Source organism: Parahalioglobus pacificus, assembly GCF_014652275.1.
Classification (GTDB): domain Bacteria; phylum Pseudomonadota; class Gammaproteobacteria; order Pseudomonadales; family Halieaceae; genus Parahalioglobus; species Parahalioglobus pacificus.
This window is the reverse complement of record NZ_BMYM01000005.1, coordinates 1-17,569: the sequence shown is the minus strand read 5'-3', so window position 1 is coordinate 17,569 and position 17,569 is coordinate 1. Positions and strand designations below refer to the sequence as shown.

The following is a 17,569-nucleotide window of genomic DNA, read 5'->3' as shown; positions in this document are numbered from 1 at the left end:
GTGCTCAGTCCTTGGGCAGCTCTCTGAAACGGTGAATTTGGCGGCGTTCCCGTTTACTCGGCCGTTTCATGGGGCGTTCGATCATACCCCCTGCGGCTTTTCGCGCCACAGCTTCAGCTTCACGCCGTGCGATACTCTCGTCAGTCTCTTGATAGAGCTGGCTGGCCTCCGGCGCGCCCCGTCGTTGGTCACTCAGGGCCACAATAACAATGTCTTTCTCGTCCCAGCCCTGACGCACCCGGAGTTGGTCTCCCACCATTATCTCTTTTGAGACTTTGACCCGCTGGCCACCAACCTGCACTTTTCCGCCCTCGATGGCGGCCTTCGCGAGGCTGCGCGTTTTAAAGAATCGTGCCGCCCACAGCCACTTGTCGATGCGTAACTTCTCGTTCATGGCGTTGTTTCCCTCGCCGGCATGATTTCGTCGAAGTGGTGAATCCCAGGAAACCGCGTATCTAACCGCTTCTGCTGCTGGCTGTCCGGCTGTAGCAGTGTCAGCAGATGCGCGATGCCATAGTGATGTGCCGAAGCAAGCACGTTTTCCGTGTCATCGATTAACAGGGTGCGTTGTGGATCAAAGGGGTGCACTGCCTGTAGTCGTTGCCAGAACGACACATCCTCCTTGGGGGCGTCGAGATCGTGAGAAACGACAACGCGATCAAACCAATGAGTGATATCCACCTGCGCCATTTTTATCTCCAGCGTCTTACGATGGGCGTTAGTCACCATCACTACGTCCATGTGGGTGCTGTGTAGCCAGGTCAGAAAATCGATGGTGTGTGGGCGAACTTGCACGCGATGGGCGGTTTCGCGCTTAAGCGCCGGTATATCCATGCCCAACTGCTCCGACCAGTGATCCAATGAATACCAGGCAAGGGTCCCCTCGCCGGAGTGGAATCGCTGCTGCAGCTGACGGGACGCTTCTTCCTCGGGGATCTTTTCGCGGTCGGCATAGACCCGTGGCAAGTGTTCCAGCCAGAAATAGTTATCGAAGTGCAGGTCCAGCAGGGTGCCATCCATATCCAGCAGGACGGTGTCTATGTGGTGCCAATCGATCATTGCGTGCAAAAGGAGTCGTTGAGCCTCGTCGTACCTGAAGTATGACGCGAATTGGGCGTGAGCGGAGCGATATTCTTTAACTCCCGTTACACTGGGCCCATGAATGATTCTGTCACTGATAACCTGTGCTCGCGAAATACACTTGATGCGCTCATTCGCCTATGTGAGCAAGCCGGGAACGCCATTCTCGCGTATTATCATGGTGCAGATCGTATTGAGGTTGAATCGAAATCGGATCGAACGCCACTGACCGCGGCAGATCTGGCATCGCACCGTTTGTTGGATGAGGGGCTGCAAGGGCTTTGGCCTGACGTGCCAGTGTTGTCTGAAGAGTCACCATTAGCCGTGACGGCTCAGCGACGCGAATGGGATCGCTTCTGGCTGGTGGACCCTCTGGATGGCACGCGGGAATTTCTGGAGGAGACCGGGCAGTTCACGATTAACATAGCCCTTGTTGAGTCTCACAGACCGGTATTGGGCCTGATCTACCAGCCGTTAGAAGCACTGGCCTATGCGGGCATCCCGGGAGAGGGGGCCTGGCAGATCGGCGCATGTGACGGGAGCTGGAGAGAGCTTGCTTGCCGCAGTCTCGGTGGCGGCTTCCCTACCGTGCTTGCCAGTGCGAGACACCGCGGTCCACGACTAGCGCACTGCCTTGACTGGCTTAACGGCGCGTTTGGTGGGCACGATAGGCTCAATAGCGGTAGCGCGATTAAGTTCTGCGACATGGCCGCTGGCCGCGGCGATCTCTATCCCCGATTCTCGCCCTGCAGCGAATGGGACGTGGCCGCTGGCGATGCACTCGTTTCTGCAGCGGGCGGTGCGGTCTTGGACCTGGCCGGTGTCCCGCTGCGGTACAACTGCCGCGATACGCTGCTCAGCCCTGACTTCATCGCACTTGCAGACCCCACTGCATCGCAGTGGCGGGGCTTGCTGGGCGCCATGGCCACCTGAGTGCGCTTGTGCCTCCAATATCAGAGGGTATAGAGTGACGTTTCTACTTTTTCTGGCACTGTAATCACGGTTATGACGCAACCCCCCGATCAGGGCCCCGCTAACGGTGTTGAAGCAGCCAACGAGGTGCTGACGCCGGCGATGAGACTGATGCAACTCCAGGCACGGCACCGGGCTCTGGATAAAAAGATCGCCGAGATGTACGGCTTTCCCTATCAAAACCAGATATTGCTGCAGCGCCTTAAGAAGGAAAAATTGAAGCTCAAGGATGCCATCGAGCGCCTTAAAAACGAAATGATCCCCGATCTCAATGCCTGAGTATAAAGAGCACCTGATAACAAAGGATTGATCGTGAATAAGTACTTGAAGTTGTGCCTGGCACTGTCTGCTGCTGTCGTTGCGCCTCTGGTGGCAGCGCAGGAAGAGGCTCCCAGCGTGTCCGTCTCGGAGCTGAAAGGCAACCTCCACCTGTTACAGGGACGAGGTGGCAACGTAGTGGCCTCTGTGGGTGAGGATGGTGTTCTTATGATCGATGACGATTACGCTGAGTACGCCCCTGCCTACCACGATGCACTGCGTGAGCTGTCTGCTGATTCGTCCGTCCCGACCTTCGTGATCAATACTCACTGGCACTTTGACCATACCGGTGCCAATAACTACTGGGGCGAGCAGGGCGCCCTTATTGTGGCCCACACAAATGTTCGCGAGCGGATGTCTACGCGGCAGGAAATGAAGGCTTTCAATCGCGTCATCGAACCCAGCCCTAAAGCCGCGCTGCCCGTGGTGACCTACGGCGACTCGCTGGCGTTGCATTTCAATGGCGATGACGTAGAAGTACAGCACTTTCCTACTGGTCACACAGATGGCGACAGTGTGGTGTTCTTTGCTGCCGAAAACGTAGTGCATATGGGCGATCACTATTTTAAAGATCGCTTCCCTTTTGTAGACCTCGGCTCGGGCGGCAACGTTCTCGGTTTCGCGGCGAATATTGAAGCGGTGCTAGCGAAGGTCGATGACCAGACTGTGATTGTTCCGGGCCATGGCGATCTGGCGGATCGTAAAGACCTGGAGCGTTATCTGGATATGCTCACGCGCACTATCGATGCTGTGCAAAGCGGTATCGAGGGCGGCATGACGGTAGAGCAGATTACTGAGAAAGGCCTTGGCGATGAGTGGGAAAGCTGGGGCAGTGGCTTCATCAAGGAAGATGCCTGGATTGGTTTTATTGCCAGCAGCCTTTGAGCGACTGACAGCGTCGATCAAGGGCTCGTCGCTTGATGAACTTGTCGGATCTCTCTGACCAAAACGGCGCATTGTCGCACCAGGGAGCTGATTAACAACCGCTTGTCGCGCGCCCCCTGTGGGGTGCCCAATATTTATACTCCTCAGAACAGTGCTTGGCTCTCGGGCGGGGCGCTGTTCTCCAGTCCCAGCAGCAACCGTTTTGCAGCCATGCCGCCCACAAAACCAGTGAGTGAGCCGTTGCTGCCAATGACCCGGTGGCAGGGCACGATAATGGGCAGTGGGTTCCGCCCATTTGCCGCTCCTACGGCCCTAACGGCCTTTGGCTTTTGAATCGATACCGCGATGTCCCGATAGCTACGTAGCTCCCCAAAGGGGATCTCCGCCAACGCATCCCATACCTGCGTCTGGAATGCGGTACCCGCTGCCGATGTCGGCACCGAGAACCTTTGACGTTTTCCGCCAAAGTACTCTGCGAGTTCGCGTTGCGCGGTGAGTAAAACCTCATCTTCACCGGACTCCGCTTGTGTCGCTAAAGAGCCTAATGGTTGGTCTGGAAACAGAATATGAGTGAGTGCGTGGCCATTACTGACGAGCGTCAGGTCACCCAGCGGCGACGAACAGAGAATACGTTTCATGATTCCAGGCTCCTCCAGAGCAGATTAGCGGCGTATGACCGCCAGGGGCGCCAGCTGGCGATACGTGTCTTCAGTGCCGCGGAGTTGGATTTCACGCCAAGCGCTTTCAATAAACCGAGATCTGCATCAGGAAAGGCGTCGGGATCGCCCATACCACGCATACTCACCACCGCTGTGGTCCACGGGCCCACACCTTTCAGGGCCCCAAGCCGTTCTAAATCCATTTGTTCACCCGCTGTCCCTACAGCGAGGTGCAAGGCGCGCAGGGTGTCTCTGCGCCGGCCCGGCATGGCAAAGTACTTATTACCCAGTGCAGCAATGGCGCCCGGGGTTGGGAAAGTGCGCACGCTCTCATCTGGCTCACAGGCAGCCGCCAGCTGAGCACAGACGCGCCTCGCAGCAGCAATACTCACCTGCTGGCCTACGATGGCGCGCACGGCGCTCTCCGCTGGCGTCCAGGCACCAGGGCTGCGTATGCCCCTTTGGGATTCCAGCAGTGACGCCAGCAGGGGGTCCTTTGATAGCTCTGGCTCGATAACGGCAGGGTTGGCATCGAGGTCAAACATGCGGCGACAGTTCGCCACCAGCGGCATGAGGTCAGGCACATTTCCGTCGCTGGTGACTGAGAGCTGCAGACAGTGCCCACTTTCCTGATGGGCGATGGTGACGATGGCCACGTCACTGCCGACAGCGACACGGCGCACATAACGCCCGGCATCGATCCATTCAATCTCGTCGACCAAATGTCTTTCAAGGTAGGCAAGCACAGCTGGCCAATTGTAGGGCGGGCGATAGCGCAACTGTAGCGTCACGCTGGATCTCCCGGCATCGCTATCGCTGTTCCTCCGCATGGCGCTGGGAGGCATGCCATAGGCGGTCTTGATCGCACTGTTGAATCGCCGGAGGCTGCCAAAGCCTGCTGCCTCCGCGACTGCCGTGAGCGGAAGTTGGGATTCCACAATTAACTGCCTGGCGAGTAGTAGGCGCTGATGACCTGCCACAGCGTGTGGTGACAGGCCCAGATCTCGCTGGAACAGTTTGCGCAGATAACGCTCGCCCACACCAAGGCGAGTGGCGAGATCCTCTAATTTGCTACCGTGATTAAGTGCACCGCCTCGAATCAGTGTGACTGCCCGTTCCGTGGTGGTCAGGCTGCCTGCTCGGGCCGGGCTGCCCGGGGCGGTCTCCGGGCGGCAACGCAGGCAGGGTCTAAATCCCGCCTCTGCAGCCTGTGCCGCAAGCCGGAAGTAACGCACGTTCTGTTCCGAGGGGAGTCGAGCGGGGCACACGGGGCGACAGTAAATGCCGGTTGTCAGGACGCCCAGGTAAAACTCGCCGTCAAAGCGGGGATCTCGCGCTAGCCTTGCCTGTTGGCATACTGCTGGGTCTAGATCTGGTTCGTCTGTGCGGAGCGAAGTCATGGCAGGACTATAGCCGCACAGAACATCGCTCACTAGCCAAAATCGGCCCTGTATAGACTCTCTTGCTCGCCGTCGCCCGTTCCGTCAGGATACGGGCCTTGACCATCCGCCACTAACCCTGTGAGTGTAGAGCCAGTGAATTTCGTCGCTTATGCTGTCCCATTTTTTATCGCCAGTATGCTGTTTGAGTTGGCGTACGGTATCTACAAGGGGAGAAATACCTACCGGCTCAATGATGCCGTGGGTAGTCTGTTCCTGGGAACACTGAGCCAGGTTCGCCGATTCGTGACACTGGGCGTCGGCGGCTACGTGTATTACCTCATTACCCAGTACATGGCACTTCCGCTGATGGACACCAGCCACTGGTGGACCTGGGTCTTCGCCTTTGTGTTGTATGACTTTTGCTATTACTGGCTACATCGCCTAGGTCATGAGCGCATGATTCTCTGGGCCGCACACGTGGCTCACCACCAGAGCGAGGACTACAACCTCTCCACGGCGCTACGCCAAACCAGTACCGGCTTTCTTCTGGGGTGGGTGTTTTACATTCCCATGTATCTGGCTGGAGTGCCCGCCGAGGTTGTCATCAGTGTGGGCTCGTTAAATTTGCTCTACCAGTACTGGGTACACACAGAGCACGTGCCCAAACTTGGCTGGTATGAATGGGTGTTCGTAACCCCCTCTAACCACCGCGTTCATCACGCCCAGAACGACCAGTACATGGACAGGAACTATGGTGGTGTCTTTATTATCTGGGACCGGCTCTTCGGGACGTTTCAGGAAGAGCAGGCATCTGATCCGCCTGTGTATGGTATCCGGGGGCCGCTTCGAACCTTCAACCCATTCAGGGCGCTCACACACATCTATGTCGACATGATCAAAGACAGCTGGCACACCGCGCGCTGGCAGGACAAGTTGCGTGTCTGGGTCGCGCGCACCGGCTGGCGGCCCGCCGATGTGGCCGAGCGCTACCCCAGAGAGAAAACGGACCTCTCGAATTTCACCAAATACGATCCCGCGATTACGACCTGGGTGGGGATTTATGCAATCTTTCAGCTGTTGGCAGTGATTGTGCTGTCAGATCGCATGGCCGCCGTCGAGCTCTCGTACTGGTGGGGTGTCGCCCTGTGGGCAGTCTTGCTGACGACTACGGTGACTACGGCGTTTTGGCTCGACGGAGGCTCCGCCGTTCGAACGCTGCCGTGGGAGGGTGCACGATTGCTCGCCATTATCGCATTATCGGGTGGGTCAGCCGTCGGAGGGGCAGATCCCGTGATCTGGCTTTCCGGAGTCGCCTACGTCGTGGCCAATGCCGTTCTGCTCGCGGTCATGGTCTGGCGTCTCAACCCTCAGCGGGGCGGTGCTGCCTTAGTCTGACGTTCCTCGACCGCTGGTTTGTGATTTCCGATGTCGGTGCAAGCCTATCTTTAGCCGCGTGGCAGTGTTTTCAGGCCGATTGCTGGTGCCGCAGGTGCCAGACGACGATCAGCGCAGTGATCGCCATGATGCAGTCGGCGGTGACCAGCCAGCGGTGCTGGGGCGAACTTGTTGTTCCCAGCAGTTCGAGAGTGATGGCGTGTGCGATGCCAACACCCGCGGCCAACAGCAAGGCAAATCGCGATGTGCCGTACAGTCCCAGCGCAATAATGAGGTAGACAGCACCCATTGCGGCACTCACCAGCGTGGCTGTAGACAGCGGTTGAAACCAGGGGAGTGCTACCTGCCAGACGCCAATGGCCAGTACCACGGTGGCAAGAAGGTTGCGCAGCCGCGAGACCTGCTCGGACTTCATGTCAGGCGGACATGGCCCGCGCGACGCGGGATAGAGTGTCGCGACCCAAAGCTGCCGAGATTCGATTGCCTGCGGCAACCAATGCCGACAGATCGATACCGGTGCGTATACCCATTCCCTCAAGCATGTAGACGACGTCCTCGGAGGCGACATTGCCACTTGCGCCTTTTGCATAGGGGCAGCCGCCCAGTCCGGCCACGGAACTGTCGATGGTTGCGATACCCTGCTCTAGCGCAACGAGAATGTTGGCCAGCGCTTGTCCGTAGGTGTCGTGGCAGTGCACGGCCAGTTGGTCAGGCGTAAAATCGGCGAGCAGCCTGTCCAGCAGAGCTTTCATTGAGCCGGCGGTGCCTGTTCCTATGGTGTCGCCCAGCGACACTTCGTAGCAGCCCATTTGCAATAGTTTGTCGGTCACGGCAGCAACCGCATCCGTAGAGACCTCTCCCTCGTAGGGGCAGCCAAGCACGCAGGACACGTATCCCCTCACAGGAAGGCCACGCTCGGCAGCCTGCTCCATCACCGGCGCAAAGCGCGCCAGGCTTTCATCGATACTGCAGTTGATGTTTTTATGGGAAAAGCTCTCCGAGGCCGCCGCAAAGACGGCCACCTCGTCAGCGCCGGCACTGATTGCGCGCTCCAGACCTTTTATATTGGGAGTGAGAGCGCTGTAGCGGACACCGGGTTTCCTGTTTATGGCCTGGAACACAGCTTCGCTATCGGCCATTTGAGGCACCCAGCGGGGATTAACGAAACTGCCAGCTTCAATAACGGTTAACCCCGCCGCGCCGAGGTCATCGATAAGCTGCAGCTTGTCAATCAGTGTCAGGGTGCCCGCTTCATTCTGCAGTCCATCCCTGGGCCCGACTTCAACGAGTGTGACTTCCCCGGGTCGCTTCACGCGTCTTCTCCGCTTTCCTCTAAGGCCAATAGCAACGCACCGCCGTCGACCAGATCGCCGGCGTTGAAATAGAATTGCGTGACCACGCCTGCCGCAGGCGCCCTGATAGTGTGCTCCATCTTCATGGCCTCCATAACCATCAGAGGAGCATCGGCCTCCACTGCAGTGCCTTGCTCAGCCAGAAGGGCGACAACAGTGCCATTCATGGGCGCGTGGAGACCGCCGTCGCCCGAGGCGCTGTCCTGCTCGCCTGTGTCTGGCTGTAAATGCTCGAAGCTGAAACTGCGGCCTTCGAGGAACACGGTGTAGTGGTCGCCGTCGGCGGCCACGGTGGCAGCACGTCGATGACCGTTCAGCTCGAAGGTGAGTTCAGCACCGCTGAGATTGCCCGTAATGTCGGTGCGCTCTTCACCGGTGACGATGCTCAGTGTCTTCGCCCGTTGCTCGATATGGAACTCACGCTCCTCATCGCCCAGTTTGATTCTGAAATGTTGCGAGTGCGACTGGTTTAGCCGCCAACTGTCCAAAGCATCCCAGGGTGACCACGGATCTAAACAGGGATTGCAGCGCGCGGCGCTCTGTTCTCTCTCGCAGATCAGTGCAAGCGCCGCGATAGGCAGCAGCGTTTTCGTCTGTTCCTTAGACTCTGTAAATAGCAGGTCGTTGTGTCGCTGGATAAAGCTGGTATCGAGATCGGCAGCGCGGAAAGGTGCACTCACCGCAAGGTTGTAAAGGAACGGAATGTTGGTTGTGGTCCCGCCCACTCGGTAGTTCGACAGCGCTTGTGCCAGACGCTCCAGGGCACGATCCCGGGTCTCGTCCCAGACAACGAGTTTGGCGATCATCGGGTCGTAGTAGATGCTGATGTCGTCACCCTGGACCACCCCGGTATCCACGCGGACATGGGCTGATTCACAGGGCGTTTGGAGGAACGACAGCGTGCCTGTCATAGGCAGGAAATCATTGTCGGGGTCTTCGGCATAGATGCGAGCCTCCAGTGCATGACCCTCAATGCGAATCTGCGATTGCGATAGGGGCAATGCCTCGCCGCTGGCGACGCGAAGTTGCCACTCCACCAGATCCTGGCCCGTGATCATCTCAGTGACCGGGTGCTCTACCTGCAGCCGGGTATTCATTTCCATGAAGTAGAAGCTGCCGTCTTCGTCCAGCAGAAACTCGACGGTGCCGGCACCACGATAGTCTATGGCCCGGGCCGCTGTCACTGCAGTCTCGCCCATGGCCTCGCGAAGCGTATCTGTCATGCCCGGCGCAGGTGCCTCCTCGATGACTTTTTGATGGCGCCGTTGCACTGAGCAGTCGCGTTCGGCGAGATAAACGCCCTCACCGTGGTTGTCGCAAAAAACCTGTACCTCGACGTGGCGGGGGCGGGTTAAGTATTTCTCGACCAGCATTGTATCGTCGCCGAAGCTGCTACTGGCTTCACGTTGTGCCGCTGCGAGTGCCTCTTCAAACTCGTCGGCATGCCATACCTGGCGCATACCTTTGCCTCCACCACCGGCCGTGGCTTTCAATAGCACGGGGTAGCCCATAGCGTCAGCGGAGGCTTTTAGGACAGCCGATGCTTGATCGGCGCCGTGATAGCCGGGGACCAGTGGTACGCCTGCCTCTTCCATGATCTGTTTGGCCGCAGCTTTTGAGCCCATGGCCTCAATCGCACTGGCGGGCGGGCCCACAAAGATGATGCCGTTCTCGGCGCAGGCGTTTGCAAAGGCAGCATTTTCTGACAGAAAACCGTAGCCGGGATGTATTGCAGTAGCGCCGGTGGTTAAGGCTGCGTCAATAATTGCATCGATACGCAGGTAGGACTCGCGGGCAGGGGAGGGCCCGATGTGCACAGCCTCATCGGCAAGTTTCGTATGAAGCGCATCACTGTCGGCATCCGAGAAGACCGCCACGGTAGGTATCCCGAGTCGTTTCGCGGTGGCGATCACTCGACACGCTATTTCTCCTCGGTTGGCAATGAGTAGTTTGCTAAACACGGGGTCAGTTCTCCGTTGATGCCCAGGCGGGCTGGCGCTTCTCAAGAAAGGCACCTAGGCCTTCCTGTCCCTCTTCAGAGACTCGAATGTGGGCAATCCGGGCGCAGGTATCGGCGATGAGAGCGTCCGAAATAGGTTCGCCCGAAACGCACTGCACCAGATCTTTTGCGGCTCTTACGGCCTGAGGTCCATTACTGAGGATTTGCTTCGCCAGTGACGCAACACGCTGGTCTAGCTCATTCTCGTCAACCAGCTCTGAGATCAATCCTGAAAGCAATGCTTGCTCCGCGCTAAAGCGTTCGCCGGTCATAAAGTAGCGTCTGGCGAATCGGTCACCTATTGCTGCGATGACGTAGGGGCTGATCGTAGCCGGTATCAAGCCTATTTGTACTTCAGATAAGGAAAAGCTGGCCCGTGGTGTCGCGACGGCCATATCGCAGCAGCTCACCAAACCCACGGCGCCTCCAAAGGCCGCACCCTGTACTCTAGCAATGGTGGGTATGGGCATCATGTGTAACGCCCGTAGCATGGAAGCCAGTTGCTGCGCGTCTTCCAGGTTGTGGCCGTAGTCGTACTCGGCCATCCGCTTCATCCAGGACAAGTCCGCGCCTGCAGAAAAACTCTTGCCCGCCGAAGCCAGGATCATCACTCGTACATCGCTGCGCTGAGCGATCGCGGTGAATGCCGAATGAAGGTCAGCAATGATCGCATCATCGAAGGCATTGTGCTTTGCGGCGCGATTCAGCGTAACGGTAGCAATACCCTCATTGCTGATTTCTGTGATGACAGTGTGTTCACCCATGGCTATGTCCTTGCTTCCACCGTCACGGCTCACATCCTGAACACGCCGAAGCGTGAGTCAGGGATGGGGGCATTGAGAGACGCCGACAAGGCAAGTCCCAGCACGCGACGTGTGTCGGCGGGGTCAATGACACCGTCGTCCCAGAGTCGTGCCGAGGAGTAGTAGGGGTGCCCCTGCACCTCATACTGATCAAGGATCGGCTGTTTGAATGCCGCTTCTTCTTCAGGCGTCAGTTGCTTGCCATCGCGAGCCAGCTGATCCTGCTTGACGGTGGCAAGAACGCCAGCGGCTTGTTCGCCCCCCATTACTGAGATACGTGCATTGGGCCACATGAAGAGAAAGCGCGGGTCGTAGGAGCGGCCGCACATGGCATAGTTGCCCGCACCGAAGGAGCCACCAATGATGACCGTGAGCTTTGGGACGTCAGCGCAGGCCACCGCGTGCACCATCTTCGCGCCATGGCGAGCAATGCCCCCTGCCTCATACTGCTTGCCGACCATAAAGCCGGTTATGTTTTGAAGGAACACCAGCGGTATCTTCCGCTGCGCACAGAGTTCAACGAAGTGTGCGCCTTTTACGGCAGCTTCACTGAATAAGATCCCGTTGTTGGCAACGATCCCTACCGGATATCCATGCAGTCGGGCGAAGCCGCAGACCAGGGTTTTCCCGAAGAGGGCTTTGAACTCATCGAATTCGGACCCATCGACGACGCGCGCAATCACTTCCCGTATATCGAAGGGCTGTTTGCTGTCTTCGGGGATAACCCCGTACAGCTCTTCAACGTTGTAGATAGGCTCCGCGGGCTCGCGCAGATCCAACTGGGCAGGTTTGTTGCGATTGAGTCGGGAAACCGCGCGGCGCATCAGTGCCAGCGCGTGGTGATCATTGTTGGCGTAATGATCAGTAACGCCGGAGGTGCGGCAATGCACGTCCGCTCCGCCAAGCTCTTCCGCAGAAACGACCTCGCCGGTGGCGGCTTTAACCAAAGGCGGACCGCCAAGGAAGATGGTGCCTTGATTACGCACGATGATTGACTCGTCTGCCATCGCTGGCAGGTAGGCACCGCCGGCCGTACAGGAGCCCAGAACCGCAGCGATTTGCGGAATCCCCTTGGCCGACATCCGGGCCTGGTTGTAAAAGGCATGGCCAAAGTGCTCTCTGTCAGGAAACACTTCGTCCTGCAAAGGCAGGAATGCACCGCCTGAATCCACTAAATACAGGCAAGGCAGGTGGTTTTCTTCTGCGATGGTTTGGGCACGGCCCTGCTTTTTAACGGTAAGCGGGTAGTAGGTACCGCCTTTTACCGTTGCGTCGTTGACGAAGATCATGCATTCCTGACCTTCCACGCGCCCGATGCCGGTGATGATCCCCGCGCCCGGTACTTTGTCTGCGTAGACTTCATGGGCCGCCAACTGCGACAACTCCAAAAAGGGTGTCCCTGGGTCTAGCAATGCATTTAAGCGCTCGCGAGGGAGCAATTTGCCTCGGCTGACATGCCGCTGTTGTGCTTTCTCGCCGCCGCCTTGCTGGAGATCCTTTACTAAGGCTTTCAGATCATCCACTTGGGCCTGCATGTGGGATGCATTATTGCTGAAGGCTTCATCACGTACGTTGATTCGGCTAGTAATCACGCTCATAACGATTGCCTCAGGCAGTCGCGCTGAACAGCTCGCGGCCGATCAGCATTCGACGAATTTCAGAGGTGCCAGCGCCGATCTCGTAGAGCTTGGCATCGCGCAGCAACCGTCCGGTGGGCGCATCATTGGTGTAGCCGTAGCCCCCCAGCGCCTGGAGCGCCTGCAAAGCCATCTGGGTCGCCTTCTCGGCGGTGTACAGAATGACGGCGGCGCAGTCCTGTCGGGTTTCTTCTCCGCGGTCGCAGGCAGCGGCCACGGCGTAAAGATAAGCGCGACAGGCATTCAGGTCGGCGTACATATCGGCCAACTTACCCTGCATCAACTGAAATTCGCCGATGGGCTGACCAAACTGCTTGCGGTCATGCAGGTAGGGAATCACCTCATCGACACAGGCCTGCATAATGCCAACTGGCCCCCCTGACAAAACAGTACGCTCGTAATCCAAGCCGGACATCAGGATTTTCACGCCATCGCCTTCATTGCGCATGACGTTCTCTGCCGGAACCTCGCAGTCCTGAAACACCAGCTCGCAGGTGTTGGAGCCACGCATGCCGAGTTTGTCCAACTTCGGTGACCGACTGAACCCCGGGAAATCACGCTCGACAAGGAATGCAGTGATGCCCTTTGAGCCCGCCTCCGGGTCGGTCTTGGCGTAAATGATGTAGACGTCGGCATCGGGCCCATTGGTGATCCACATCTTCGCACCATTCAGGATGTAGCGGTCTCCATCGCGCCGCGCATTGAGCTTCATGCTCACAACATCGGAACCCGCATTGGGCTCTGACATGGCCAGTGCGCCAATGTGCTCGCCGGTGCACAGCTTCGGCAGATACTTCTGTTTCTGGGCTTCGCTGCCGTTCTTTTGAATCTGGTTGAGGCACAGATTGGACATGGCGCCATACGACAGCCCTACAGACGCAGAGGCGCGCGATATCTCTTCCATCACCACCGAGTGCGCAAGGTAGCCCATCGCACTGCCTCCGTAGGCTTCGTCAACCGTGATGCCCAGCAAGCCCATGTCGCCAAGTTTTCGCCAGAGGTCCTGTGGGAACTCATTGTTACGGTCGATATCTGCAGCACGCGGCGCGATTTCTTTCTGGGCCATTTGATGCACGGCATCGCGCAACATATCGATGTCTTCACCAAGCCCGAAATTCAGCGTGGGGTATGCAGTGTTCATTGTTGGGTCCTCTGTGTGGCCAGTGCTTCGCTGTTTGCTTCCAGGGCATCCCGGCAGAGGCGCTCTACCTCATCCAGGCTGCTGAGCATGGCGGTGACGTCTTCAAGCTGCTGCTGCAAGCGGTCGCGTCGATCGGCAACGGTCTGCAGCAGGGAGTGTAGTTGTTCCAGATTGTTGTGCGCCGGATCGTATAGATCGATGAGCTCGGCGGATTCGTCAAGGCTCAGTCCGATCCGCTTGCCACGCAGAATCAACTTGATACGGACGCGGTCTGCGGCCGTGTAGAGTCGCCGCTGGCCTTGGCGCTGTGGACAGACCAGCCCCTTTTCCTCATAGAACCGAATCGTTCGCGTGGTGACACCGAACTCTTTGGCGAGGTCTGAAATTGTGTAGTGCTCCATGCTCGCGGGGTGGTCGCCTGAGTGAGGCTGAACTATAGGTAAAGTTTACGTTAACGTAAAGGTAATGTTTTGGAGAGAGTAATTCCGCAGAGGTCCTGAGAACGATTAAATGCCCGGTGGTCGGGAAGTGCTGCGGGGTTAAGGGGATGTCGGCTCGCCACCGGGCAAGGCGTCGCTCAGGCGTTGCTTCATGGGAATGACCCACTCCTCCTTGAGTCGTTCGGAGAGCAGCCCCGCCACCTCCAGCTCATCGCAAAGCCGCATTTGATGGGCCAGGTCAAAAAGATCGAATTGACGACAGATGCGCGCATCGGCATCCAGCGTGATGAAGGACACTCCCGGTGTCTGGTAATAACTGCCGTCGGCGCGCTTGCCGGGACCCCGATTCAGCCAGTGTGTGACAAGGCGGTTGTCACTACCGACATAAACGCCCTCGTACGGGAAGGTCCAGCCCTCCCAGCCGACCTGCATATCCCGGCCATAGTGGGTCGCTTTTATCTCGTCGATACCTTGGGCCTCGACCCGCATCACACCGGCATACTCGCAGACATAGTGACAGTCGCGCGCGTAAATGCGATCGACGAAAGCTGTCCAGTCATTCGTCTGAGAGGCTCGCTGATGGGCTGCAATGAGTGCATCCGCCGTACCCTGCATCACCGTGTGTTCAAGCTTTACCATGGGGCATGTCCTCGTGGTTGGGTCACAGTGGTACCAAGTCTAGAGCGCAGTCCCGCACAATAGAAATGTCGCAGGCTGGACCCGTGAACCGCGGCCACTTTTGCTATGATCAGCCGCTGTTAACCACCGCTGTCTACTGCGTATGCCAAAAACAACCTTGTTACCGTTGCTTGCCGATGGTGAGTTTCACTCGGGAGAAGAATTCGCCCAGGCGCTGGGCGTCTCTCGGACCGCGGTATGGAAGCAGCTGCAGCGGTTAACCGAGCTCGGTCTTGAGCTGGAAGCGATCAGGGGAAGAGGCTATCGAATCCGGGGCGGACTGGAGCTGCTGGATGTTTCAAGCGTGCGGCGTGAGCTGACTCCAATGGCCTCTCAACTGTTGCAGCAGTTTGATCTCCACTCGGTCATCGATTCAACCAATGCAGAAGCATTGCGCCAGGCCGAAGCGGGTACGGGCGCAGGTTATGTTTGTTCCGCAGAACAGCAAACAGCAGGGCGGGGTCGGCGCGGCCGGCAATGGGTGAGCCCCTTTGCCAGGAACCTCTACCTGTCGCTGCTCTGGGAGTTCGAAGGCGGCGCAGCTGCTCTGGAAGGTCTGTCGCTGGCGGTGGGTGTTGCTGTTACGCAGGCACTGGAAGACTGTGGCCTAGAGGCTGCACAGTTAAAGTGGCCGAACGATATCCTACATGACGATGCCAAGTTGGGCGGTGTGTTACTGGAAATGAGCGGCGATGCGGCAGGGCCCTGTGCAGTTGTGCTCGGTGTAGGTATTAACGTGGCGATGCCTGCCTCCGCGGCGGGTGGCATTGACCAGCAATGGACTGACCTCACCACGGCTAATAACGGCGTGTCGCCCGGACGCAATCGCGTGATGGCTGCGCTCTTAAATCACTTGCTGCCCATGGTGGCGCAATTTGAAACCACAGGTTTTGTGCCCTGGCGTGAGGCATGGATGCAGCGTGATGCGTTCGCAGATTCTCCGGTGATTCTTAGCAGCGGTGATCAGCGCCAGGCAGGCACTGCACGGGGTGTCAACGAACGGGGCGCGCTTCAGCTGGAAACCTCTCTGGGTGTTCAGAGCATCTACGGTGGCGAGATTTCGATGAGGCCGGCGGCCGATAATGCCTAGCTACGTGCTTCAGCTCGATTTGGGCAATACGCAGGGCAAGTGGCGCCTGCTTGGAGACACCTCCGTTGTTGCAAGAGGCGTTTTTAGCCTTGATGCGCTACCGGATTTTGCAGGGGAGCTGTCTGGGCTGCCGGCGATCGAGCAGTGCTGGGTGTCCAGTGTGGCGGGCACGAGAGCAAACGAACGGCTTGGTGAATGTTTGCGAGGCGCACTGGCCATCACCCCTCACTTTGCCGTTGCCGCAGCGCAGTTTGGTGATCTCGTGAACAGCTATTCCGAACCAGCGCGAATGGGGGTGGATCGCTGGCTCGCGATGATTGCCGCCCGAGAGCGAACGCAGCAGCGTTGCTGCGTGGTTGACGCAGGATCGGCTCTGACTATCGATTGGATCGCTGAGAATGGCGAACACGAGGGGGGATTTATCATACCTGGCGCTGCGCTGATGGAGCGCGCCCTACTTTTGGATACCGACCGTGTTCGGTTTCAGGAGGCTGCGGAGTATCGCTTATCGCCCGGCGTGGAGACCTCGGAAGCTGTGCGGCACGGTATAGCGCTGGCACTTGCAGGCGCAGTCCAGCTCTCCCTCGATCGGCAGGGGTTTGACGTGGCCAGTTGCGAGCTCTTCTATACCGGGGGTGCTGGCTTGCTGCTCGCTGATCTCGTAGGACGGGGTGGCGATGTTTGCGGCGACCTCGTCTTTGAGGGGCTCTCCCGAATATCACACTAAGTTGTTGGCCAGCTGTCTGGTTCGGCAGGGCCCACTGTGCGTGTTTGCTCTAAATGCGCATCACGGTATTGCATCCGCCATGGTGCTTGTCTAGAATCGCGGCCTCGTTTGCAGCGGTAACGCTGACAGCGAGTGTTTCTGGATTGGCTGGCGTAGCTCAGTAGGTAGAGCAGCTGACTTGTAATCAGCCGGTCGGGGGTTCGATTCCTCTCGCCAGCTCCATTCCAGAGCAACCAGAGCGGAAGTCCGTTTCGCAGTGGTCTTGCTCAAAACTCCATGCATCGTCCCACTATGTGCCCGGCGTGAGTGCACGCCAGAGCCAGATGTTGTGTGCCGAACCGTAAAGGGACTCGGAAAGAGCAAGTAATGACCCGTGTCAGAAAGCAGCCCTAAGTGGATAATTTTCTTAGGGGAAAGCGGTTGACAGGGGTTCGCCCGATCCGGACAATATGCCGCCTTTCGGAGGGGTTCCCGAGTGGCCAAAGGGATCAGACTGTAAATCTGACGCGAAAGCTTCGGTGGTTCGAATCCACCCCCCTCCACCAGGTTAAACAGTCGACGCGGTCGTGCGAGCAATTAGCGAATAGGCACCTCCGCGGAGATTTTTTGTAGCAGAAACAATGACTTCTGCGAGCGAGCTAGGCGGGTATAGTTCAATGGTAGAACCTCAGCCTTCCAAGCTGATGATGCGGGTTCGATTCCCGCTACCCGCTCCAGAACGACGAGGAACAAAGCTCATATAGCTCAGTCGGTAGAGCACTTCCTTGGTAAGGAAGAGGTCACCGGTTCAAGTCCGGTTATGAGCTCCACGCCTCATGAGGATTTTTGACGAACGCACAGGGCGTTCGTCGAGTGTTGTTAGACACGGTGTTTCAATTAAGCGGCAGATGCCGCTGCATAGGAGACTGTCGGAATGGCAAAGGAAACATTTGAGCGTACGAAGCCCCACGTAAACGTGGGCACAATTGGTCACGTTGACCACGGTAAGACTACTCTGACGGCAGCGCTGAC

The 17,569-nt window shown here is 57.9% G+C and carries 19 protein-coding genes and 4 tRNA genes; 11 read left to right on the top strand and 12 right to left on the bottom strand.

Annotated features, from left to right (window positions below; all coding sequences use genetic code 11):
• Nucleotides 1-4: 4 nt before the first annotated feature.
• Together IE089_RS15280 and yrfG are read right to left on the bottom strand one after the other, a co-directional pair.
• Nucleotides 5-394 carry an RNA-binding S4 domain-containing protein gene (locus tag IE089_RS15280; protein ID WP_189478723.1) on the bottom strand — a complete coding sequence of 130 codons (390 nt, stop codon included), beginning with the start codon at nt 392-394 and terminating at the stop codon, nt 5-7.
• Nucleotides 391-1,059 (bottom strand): GMP/IMP nucleotidase, encoded by a 669-nt coding sequence (gene yrfG, locus IE089_RS15275; RefSeq protein ID WP_189478722.1) that lies wholly within the window; start codon nt 1,057-1,059, stop codon nt 391-393. The genes IE089_RS15280 and yrfG overlap by 4 nt, the downstream gene beginning before the upstream one ends.
• Nucleotides 1,060-1,158: 99 nt before the next feature.
• Between yrfG and cysQ the strand changes: the two genes are divergently transcribed.
• The 3 genes from cysQ (at nt 1,159) to IE089_RS15260 (ending at nt 3,255) form a co-directional block, all read left to right on the top strand.
• Nucleotides 1,159-2,013: a 3'(2'),5'-bisphosphate nucleotidase CysQ gene (cysQ, locus tag IE089_RS15270; RefSeq protein WP_189478721.1), complete on the top strand. Its 855-nt coding sequence runs from the start codon at nt 1,159-1,161 to the stop codon at nt 2,011-2,013.
• Between the two features lie 72 nt (nt 2,014-2,085).
• On the top strand, nt 2,086-2,331 hold the full coding sequence (locus IE089_RS15265) for a DUF465 domain-containing protein (protein ID WP_229802809.1): 246 nt from the start codon (nt 2,086-2,088) through the stop codon (nt 2,329-2,331).
• A gap of 33 nt (nt 2,332-2,364) precedes the next feature.
• Nucleotides 2,365-3,255: an MBL fold metallo-hydrolase gene (locus IE089_RS15260; RefSeq protein WP_189478720.1), complete on the top strand. Its 891-nt coding sequence runs from the start codon at nt 2,365-2,367 to the stop codon at nt 3,253-3,255.
• A gap of 143 nt (nt 3,256-3,398) precedes the next feature.
• Here the strand turns inward: IE089_RS15260 and IE089_RS15255 are convergent, their stop codons facing one another.
• Both IE089_RS15255 and IE089_RS15250 read right to left on the bottom strand, forming a co-directional pair.
• Nucleotides 3,399-3,893 carry a methylated-DNA--[protein]-cysteine S-methyltransferase gene (locus tag IE089_RS15255; protein ID WP_189478719.1) on the bottom strand — a complete coding sequence of 165 codons (495 nt, stop codon included), beginning with the start codon at nt 3,891-3,893 and terminating at the stop codon, nt 3,399-3,401.
• Nucleotides 3,890-5,314 carry a DNA-3-methyladenine glycosylase 2 family protein gene (locus tag IE089_RS15250; protein WP_189478718.1) on the bottom strand — a complete coding sequence of 475 codons (1,425 nt, stop codon included), beginning with the start codon at nt 5,312-5,314 and terminating at the stop codon, nt 3,890-3,892. Before IE089_RS15250 ends, IE089_RS15255 begins: the two co-directional genes overlap by 4 nt.
• A 120-nt stretch (nt 5,315-5,434) precedes the next feature.
• Between IE089_RS15250 and IE089_RS15245 the strand changes: the two genes are divergently transcribed.
• Complete coding sequence (locus IE089_RS15245) at nt 5,435-6,691, top strand: sterol desaturase family protein (protein WP_229802808.1); 1,257 nt, start codon at nt 5,435-5,437, stop codon at nt 6,689-6,691.
• A gap of 70 nt (nt 6,692-6,761) precedes the next feature.
• Here IE089_RS15245 and IE089_RS15240 read toward each other — a convergent pair whose 3' ends face one another.
• The 8 genes from IE089_RS15240 to IE089_RS15205 all read right to left on the bottom strand — a co-directional run bounded on the left by IE089_RS15240 (nt 6,762) and on the right by IE089_RS15205 (nt 14,702).
• Entirely contained in the window at nt 6,762-7,106 is a 345-nt protein-coding gene (locus IE089_RS15240; protein ID WP_189478717.1) for a hypothetical protein, read from the bottom strand.
• Between the two features lies 1 nt (nt 7,107).
• Nucleotides 7,108-8,004, bottom strand: a complete 897-nt coding sequence (locus tag IE089_RS15235) for a hydroxymethylglutaryl-CoA lyase (protein WP_189478716.1) — start codon at nt 8,002-8,004, stop codon at nt 7,108-7,110.
• Nucleotides 8,001-10,004 (bottom strand): acetyl/propionyl/methylcrotonyl-CoA carboxylase subunit alpha, encoded by a 2,004-nt coding sequence (locus IE089_RS15230; protein ID WP_189478715.1) that lies wholly within the window; start codon nt 10,002-10,004, stop codon nt 8,001-8,003. The genes IE089_RS15235 and IE089_RS15230 overlap by 4 nt, the downstream gene beginning before the upstream one ends.
• Before the next feature lie 4 nt (nt 10,005-10,008).
• Nucleotides 10,009-10,806: an enoyl-CoA hydratase/isomerase family protein gene (locus tag IE089_RS15225; RefSeq protein ID WP_189478714.1), complete on the bottom strand. Its 798-nt coding sequence runs from the start codon at nt 10,804-10,806 to the stop codon at nt 10,009-10,011.
• 29 nt (nt 10,807-10,835) lie between these two features.
• A complete protein-coding gene (locus IE089_RS15220) occupies nt 10,836-12,443 on the bottom strand; it encodes a carboxyl transferase domain-containing protein (protein ID WP_189478713.1) in 1,608 nt (535 codons plus the stop codon).
• Between the two features lie 10 nt (nt 12,444-12,453).
• Nucleotides 12,454-13,623, bottom strand: coding sequence for an isovaleryl-CoA dehydrogenase (locus IE089_RS15215; RefSeq protein ID WP_189478712.1), 1,170 nt, complete (start codon nt 13,621-13,623; stop codon nt 12,454-12,456).
• A complete protein-coding gene (locus IE089_RS15210; protein ID WP_189478711.1) occupies nt 13,620-14,024 on the bottom strand; it encodes a MerR family transcriptional regulator in 405 nt (134 codons plus the stop codon). The genes IE089_RS15215 and IE089_RS15210 overlap by 4 nt, the downstream gene beginning before the upstream one ends.
• Nucleotides 14,025-14,162: 138 nt before the next feature.
• Nucleotides 14,163-14,702, bottom strand: a complete 540-nt coding sequence (locus IE089_RS15205) for a nuclear transport factor 2 family protein (RefSeq protein WP_189478710.1) — start codon at nt 14,700-14,702, stop codon at nt 14,163-14,165.
• 142 nt (nt 14,703-14,844) lie between these two features.
• Between IE089_RS15205 and birA the strand changes: the two genes are divergently transcribed.
• The 7 genes from birA to IE089_RS15170 form a co-directional block, all read left to right on the top strand.
• Nucleotides 14,845-15,831, top strand: a complete 987-nt coding sequence (birA, locus tag IE089_RS15200) for a bifunctional biotin--[acetyl-CoA-carboxylase] ligase/biotin operon repressor BirA (RefSeq protein WP_189478709.1) — start codon at nt 14,845-14,847, stop codon at nt 15,829-15,831.
• Entirely contained in the window at nt 15,824-16,558 is a 735-nt protein-coding gene (locus IE089_RS15195) for a type III pantothenate kinase (protein ID WP_189478708.1), read from the top strand. Before birA ends, IE089_RS15195 begins: the two co-directional genes overlap by 8 nt.
• A 146-nt stretch (nt 16,559-16,704) precedes the next feature.
• Nucleotides 16,705-16,780 (top strand) — tRNA-Thr (locus IE089_RS15190).
• 239 nt (nt 16,781-17,019) lie between these two features.
• A tRNA-Tyr gene (locus IE089_RS15185) sits at nt 17,020-17,103 on the top strand.
• A gap of 97 nt (nt 17,104-17,200) precedes the next feature.
• Nucleotides 17,201-17,274: transfer RNA gene (locus tag IE089_RS15180), tRNA-Gly, on the top strand.
• Between the two features lie 17 nt (nt 17,275-17,291).
• Nucleotides 17,292-17,367: transfer RNA gene (locus tag IE089_RS15175), tRNA-Thr, on the top strand.
• A 104-nt stretch (nt 17,368-17,471) separates the two neighbouring features.
• On the top strand, nt 17,472-17,569 hold a 98-nt coding region (locus IE089_RS15170), incomplete at its 3' end, for a GTP-binding protein (RefSeq protein WP_229802813.1).

Bases quoted from the DNA above. Each gene is read 5' to 3' on its own strand.
- IE089_RS15220 (WP_189478713.1), bottom strand. From the start codon at position 12,443: ATGAGCGTGATTACTAGCCGAATCAACGTACGTGATGAAGCCTTCAGC.
- IE089_RS15210 (WP_189478711.1), bottom strand. From the start codon at position 14,024: ATGGAGCACTACACAATTTCAGACCTCGCCAAAGAGTTCGGTGTCACC.
- IE089_RS15195 (WP_189478708.1), top strand. From the start codon at position 15,824: ATGCCTAGCTACGTGCTTCAGCTCGATTTGGGCAATACGCAGGGCAAG.
- yrfG (WP_189478722.1), bottom strand. From the start codon at position 1,059: ATGATCGATTGGCACCACATAGACACCGTCCTGCTGGATATGGATGGC.
- IE089_RS15225 (WP_189478714.1), bottom strand. From the start codon at position 10,806: ATGGGTGAACACACTGTCATCACAGAAATCAGCAATGAGGGTATTGCT.
- IE089_RS15280 (WP_189478723.1), bottom strand. From the start codon at position 394: ATGAACGAGAAGTTACGCATCGACAAGTGGCTGTGGGCGGCACGATTC.
- IE089_RS15255 (WP_189478719.1), bottom strand. From the start codon at position 3,893: ATGAAACGTATTCTCTGTTCGTCGCCGCTGGGTGACCTGACGCTCGTC.
- IE089_RS15215 (WP_189478712.1), bottom strand. From the start codon at position 13,623: ATGAACACTGCATACCCCACGCTGAATTTCGGGCTTGGTGAAGACATC.
- IE089_RS15265 (WP_229802809.1), top strand. From the start codon at position 2,086: ATGACGCAACCCCCCGATCAGGGCCCCGCTAACGGTGTTGAAGCAGCC.
- IE089_RS15205 (WP_189478710.1), bottom strand. From the start codon at position 14,702: ATGGTAAAGCTTGAACACACGGTGATGCAGGGTACGGCGGATGCACTC.
- cysQ (WP_189478721.1), top strand. From the start codon at position 1,159: ATGAATGATTCTGTCACTGATAACCTGTGCTCGCGAAATACACTTGAT.
- birA (WP_189478709.1), top strand. From the start codon at position 14,845: ATGCCAAAAACAACCTTGTTACCGTTGCTTGCCGATGGTGAGTTTCAC.
- IE089_RS15250 (WP_189478718.1), bottom strand. From the start codon at position 5,314: ATGACTTCGCTCCGCACAGACGAACCAGATCTAGACCCAGCAGTATGC.
- IE089_RS15240 (WP_189478717.1), bottom strand. From the start codon at position 7,106: ATGAAGTCCGAGCAGGTCTCGCGGCTGCGCAACCTTCTTGCCACCGTG.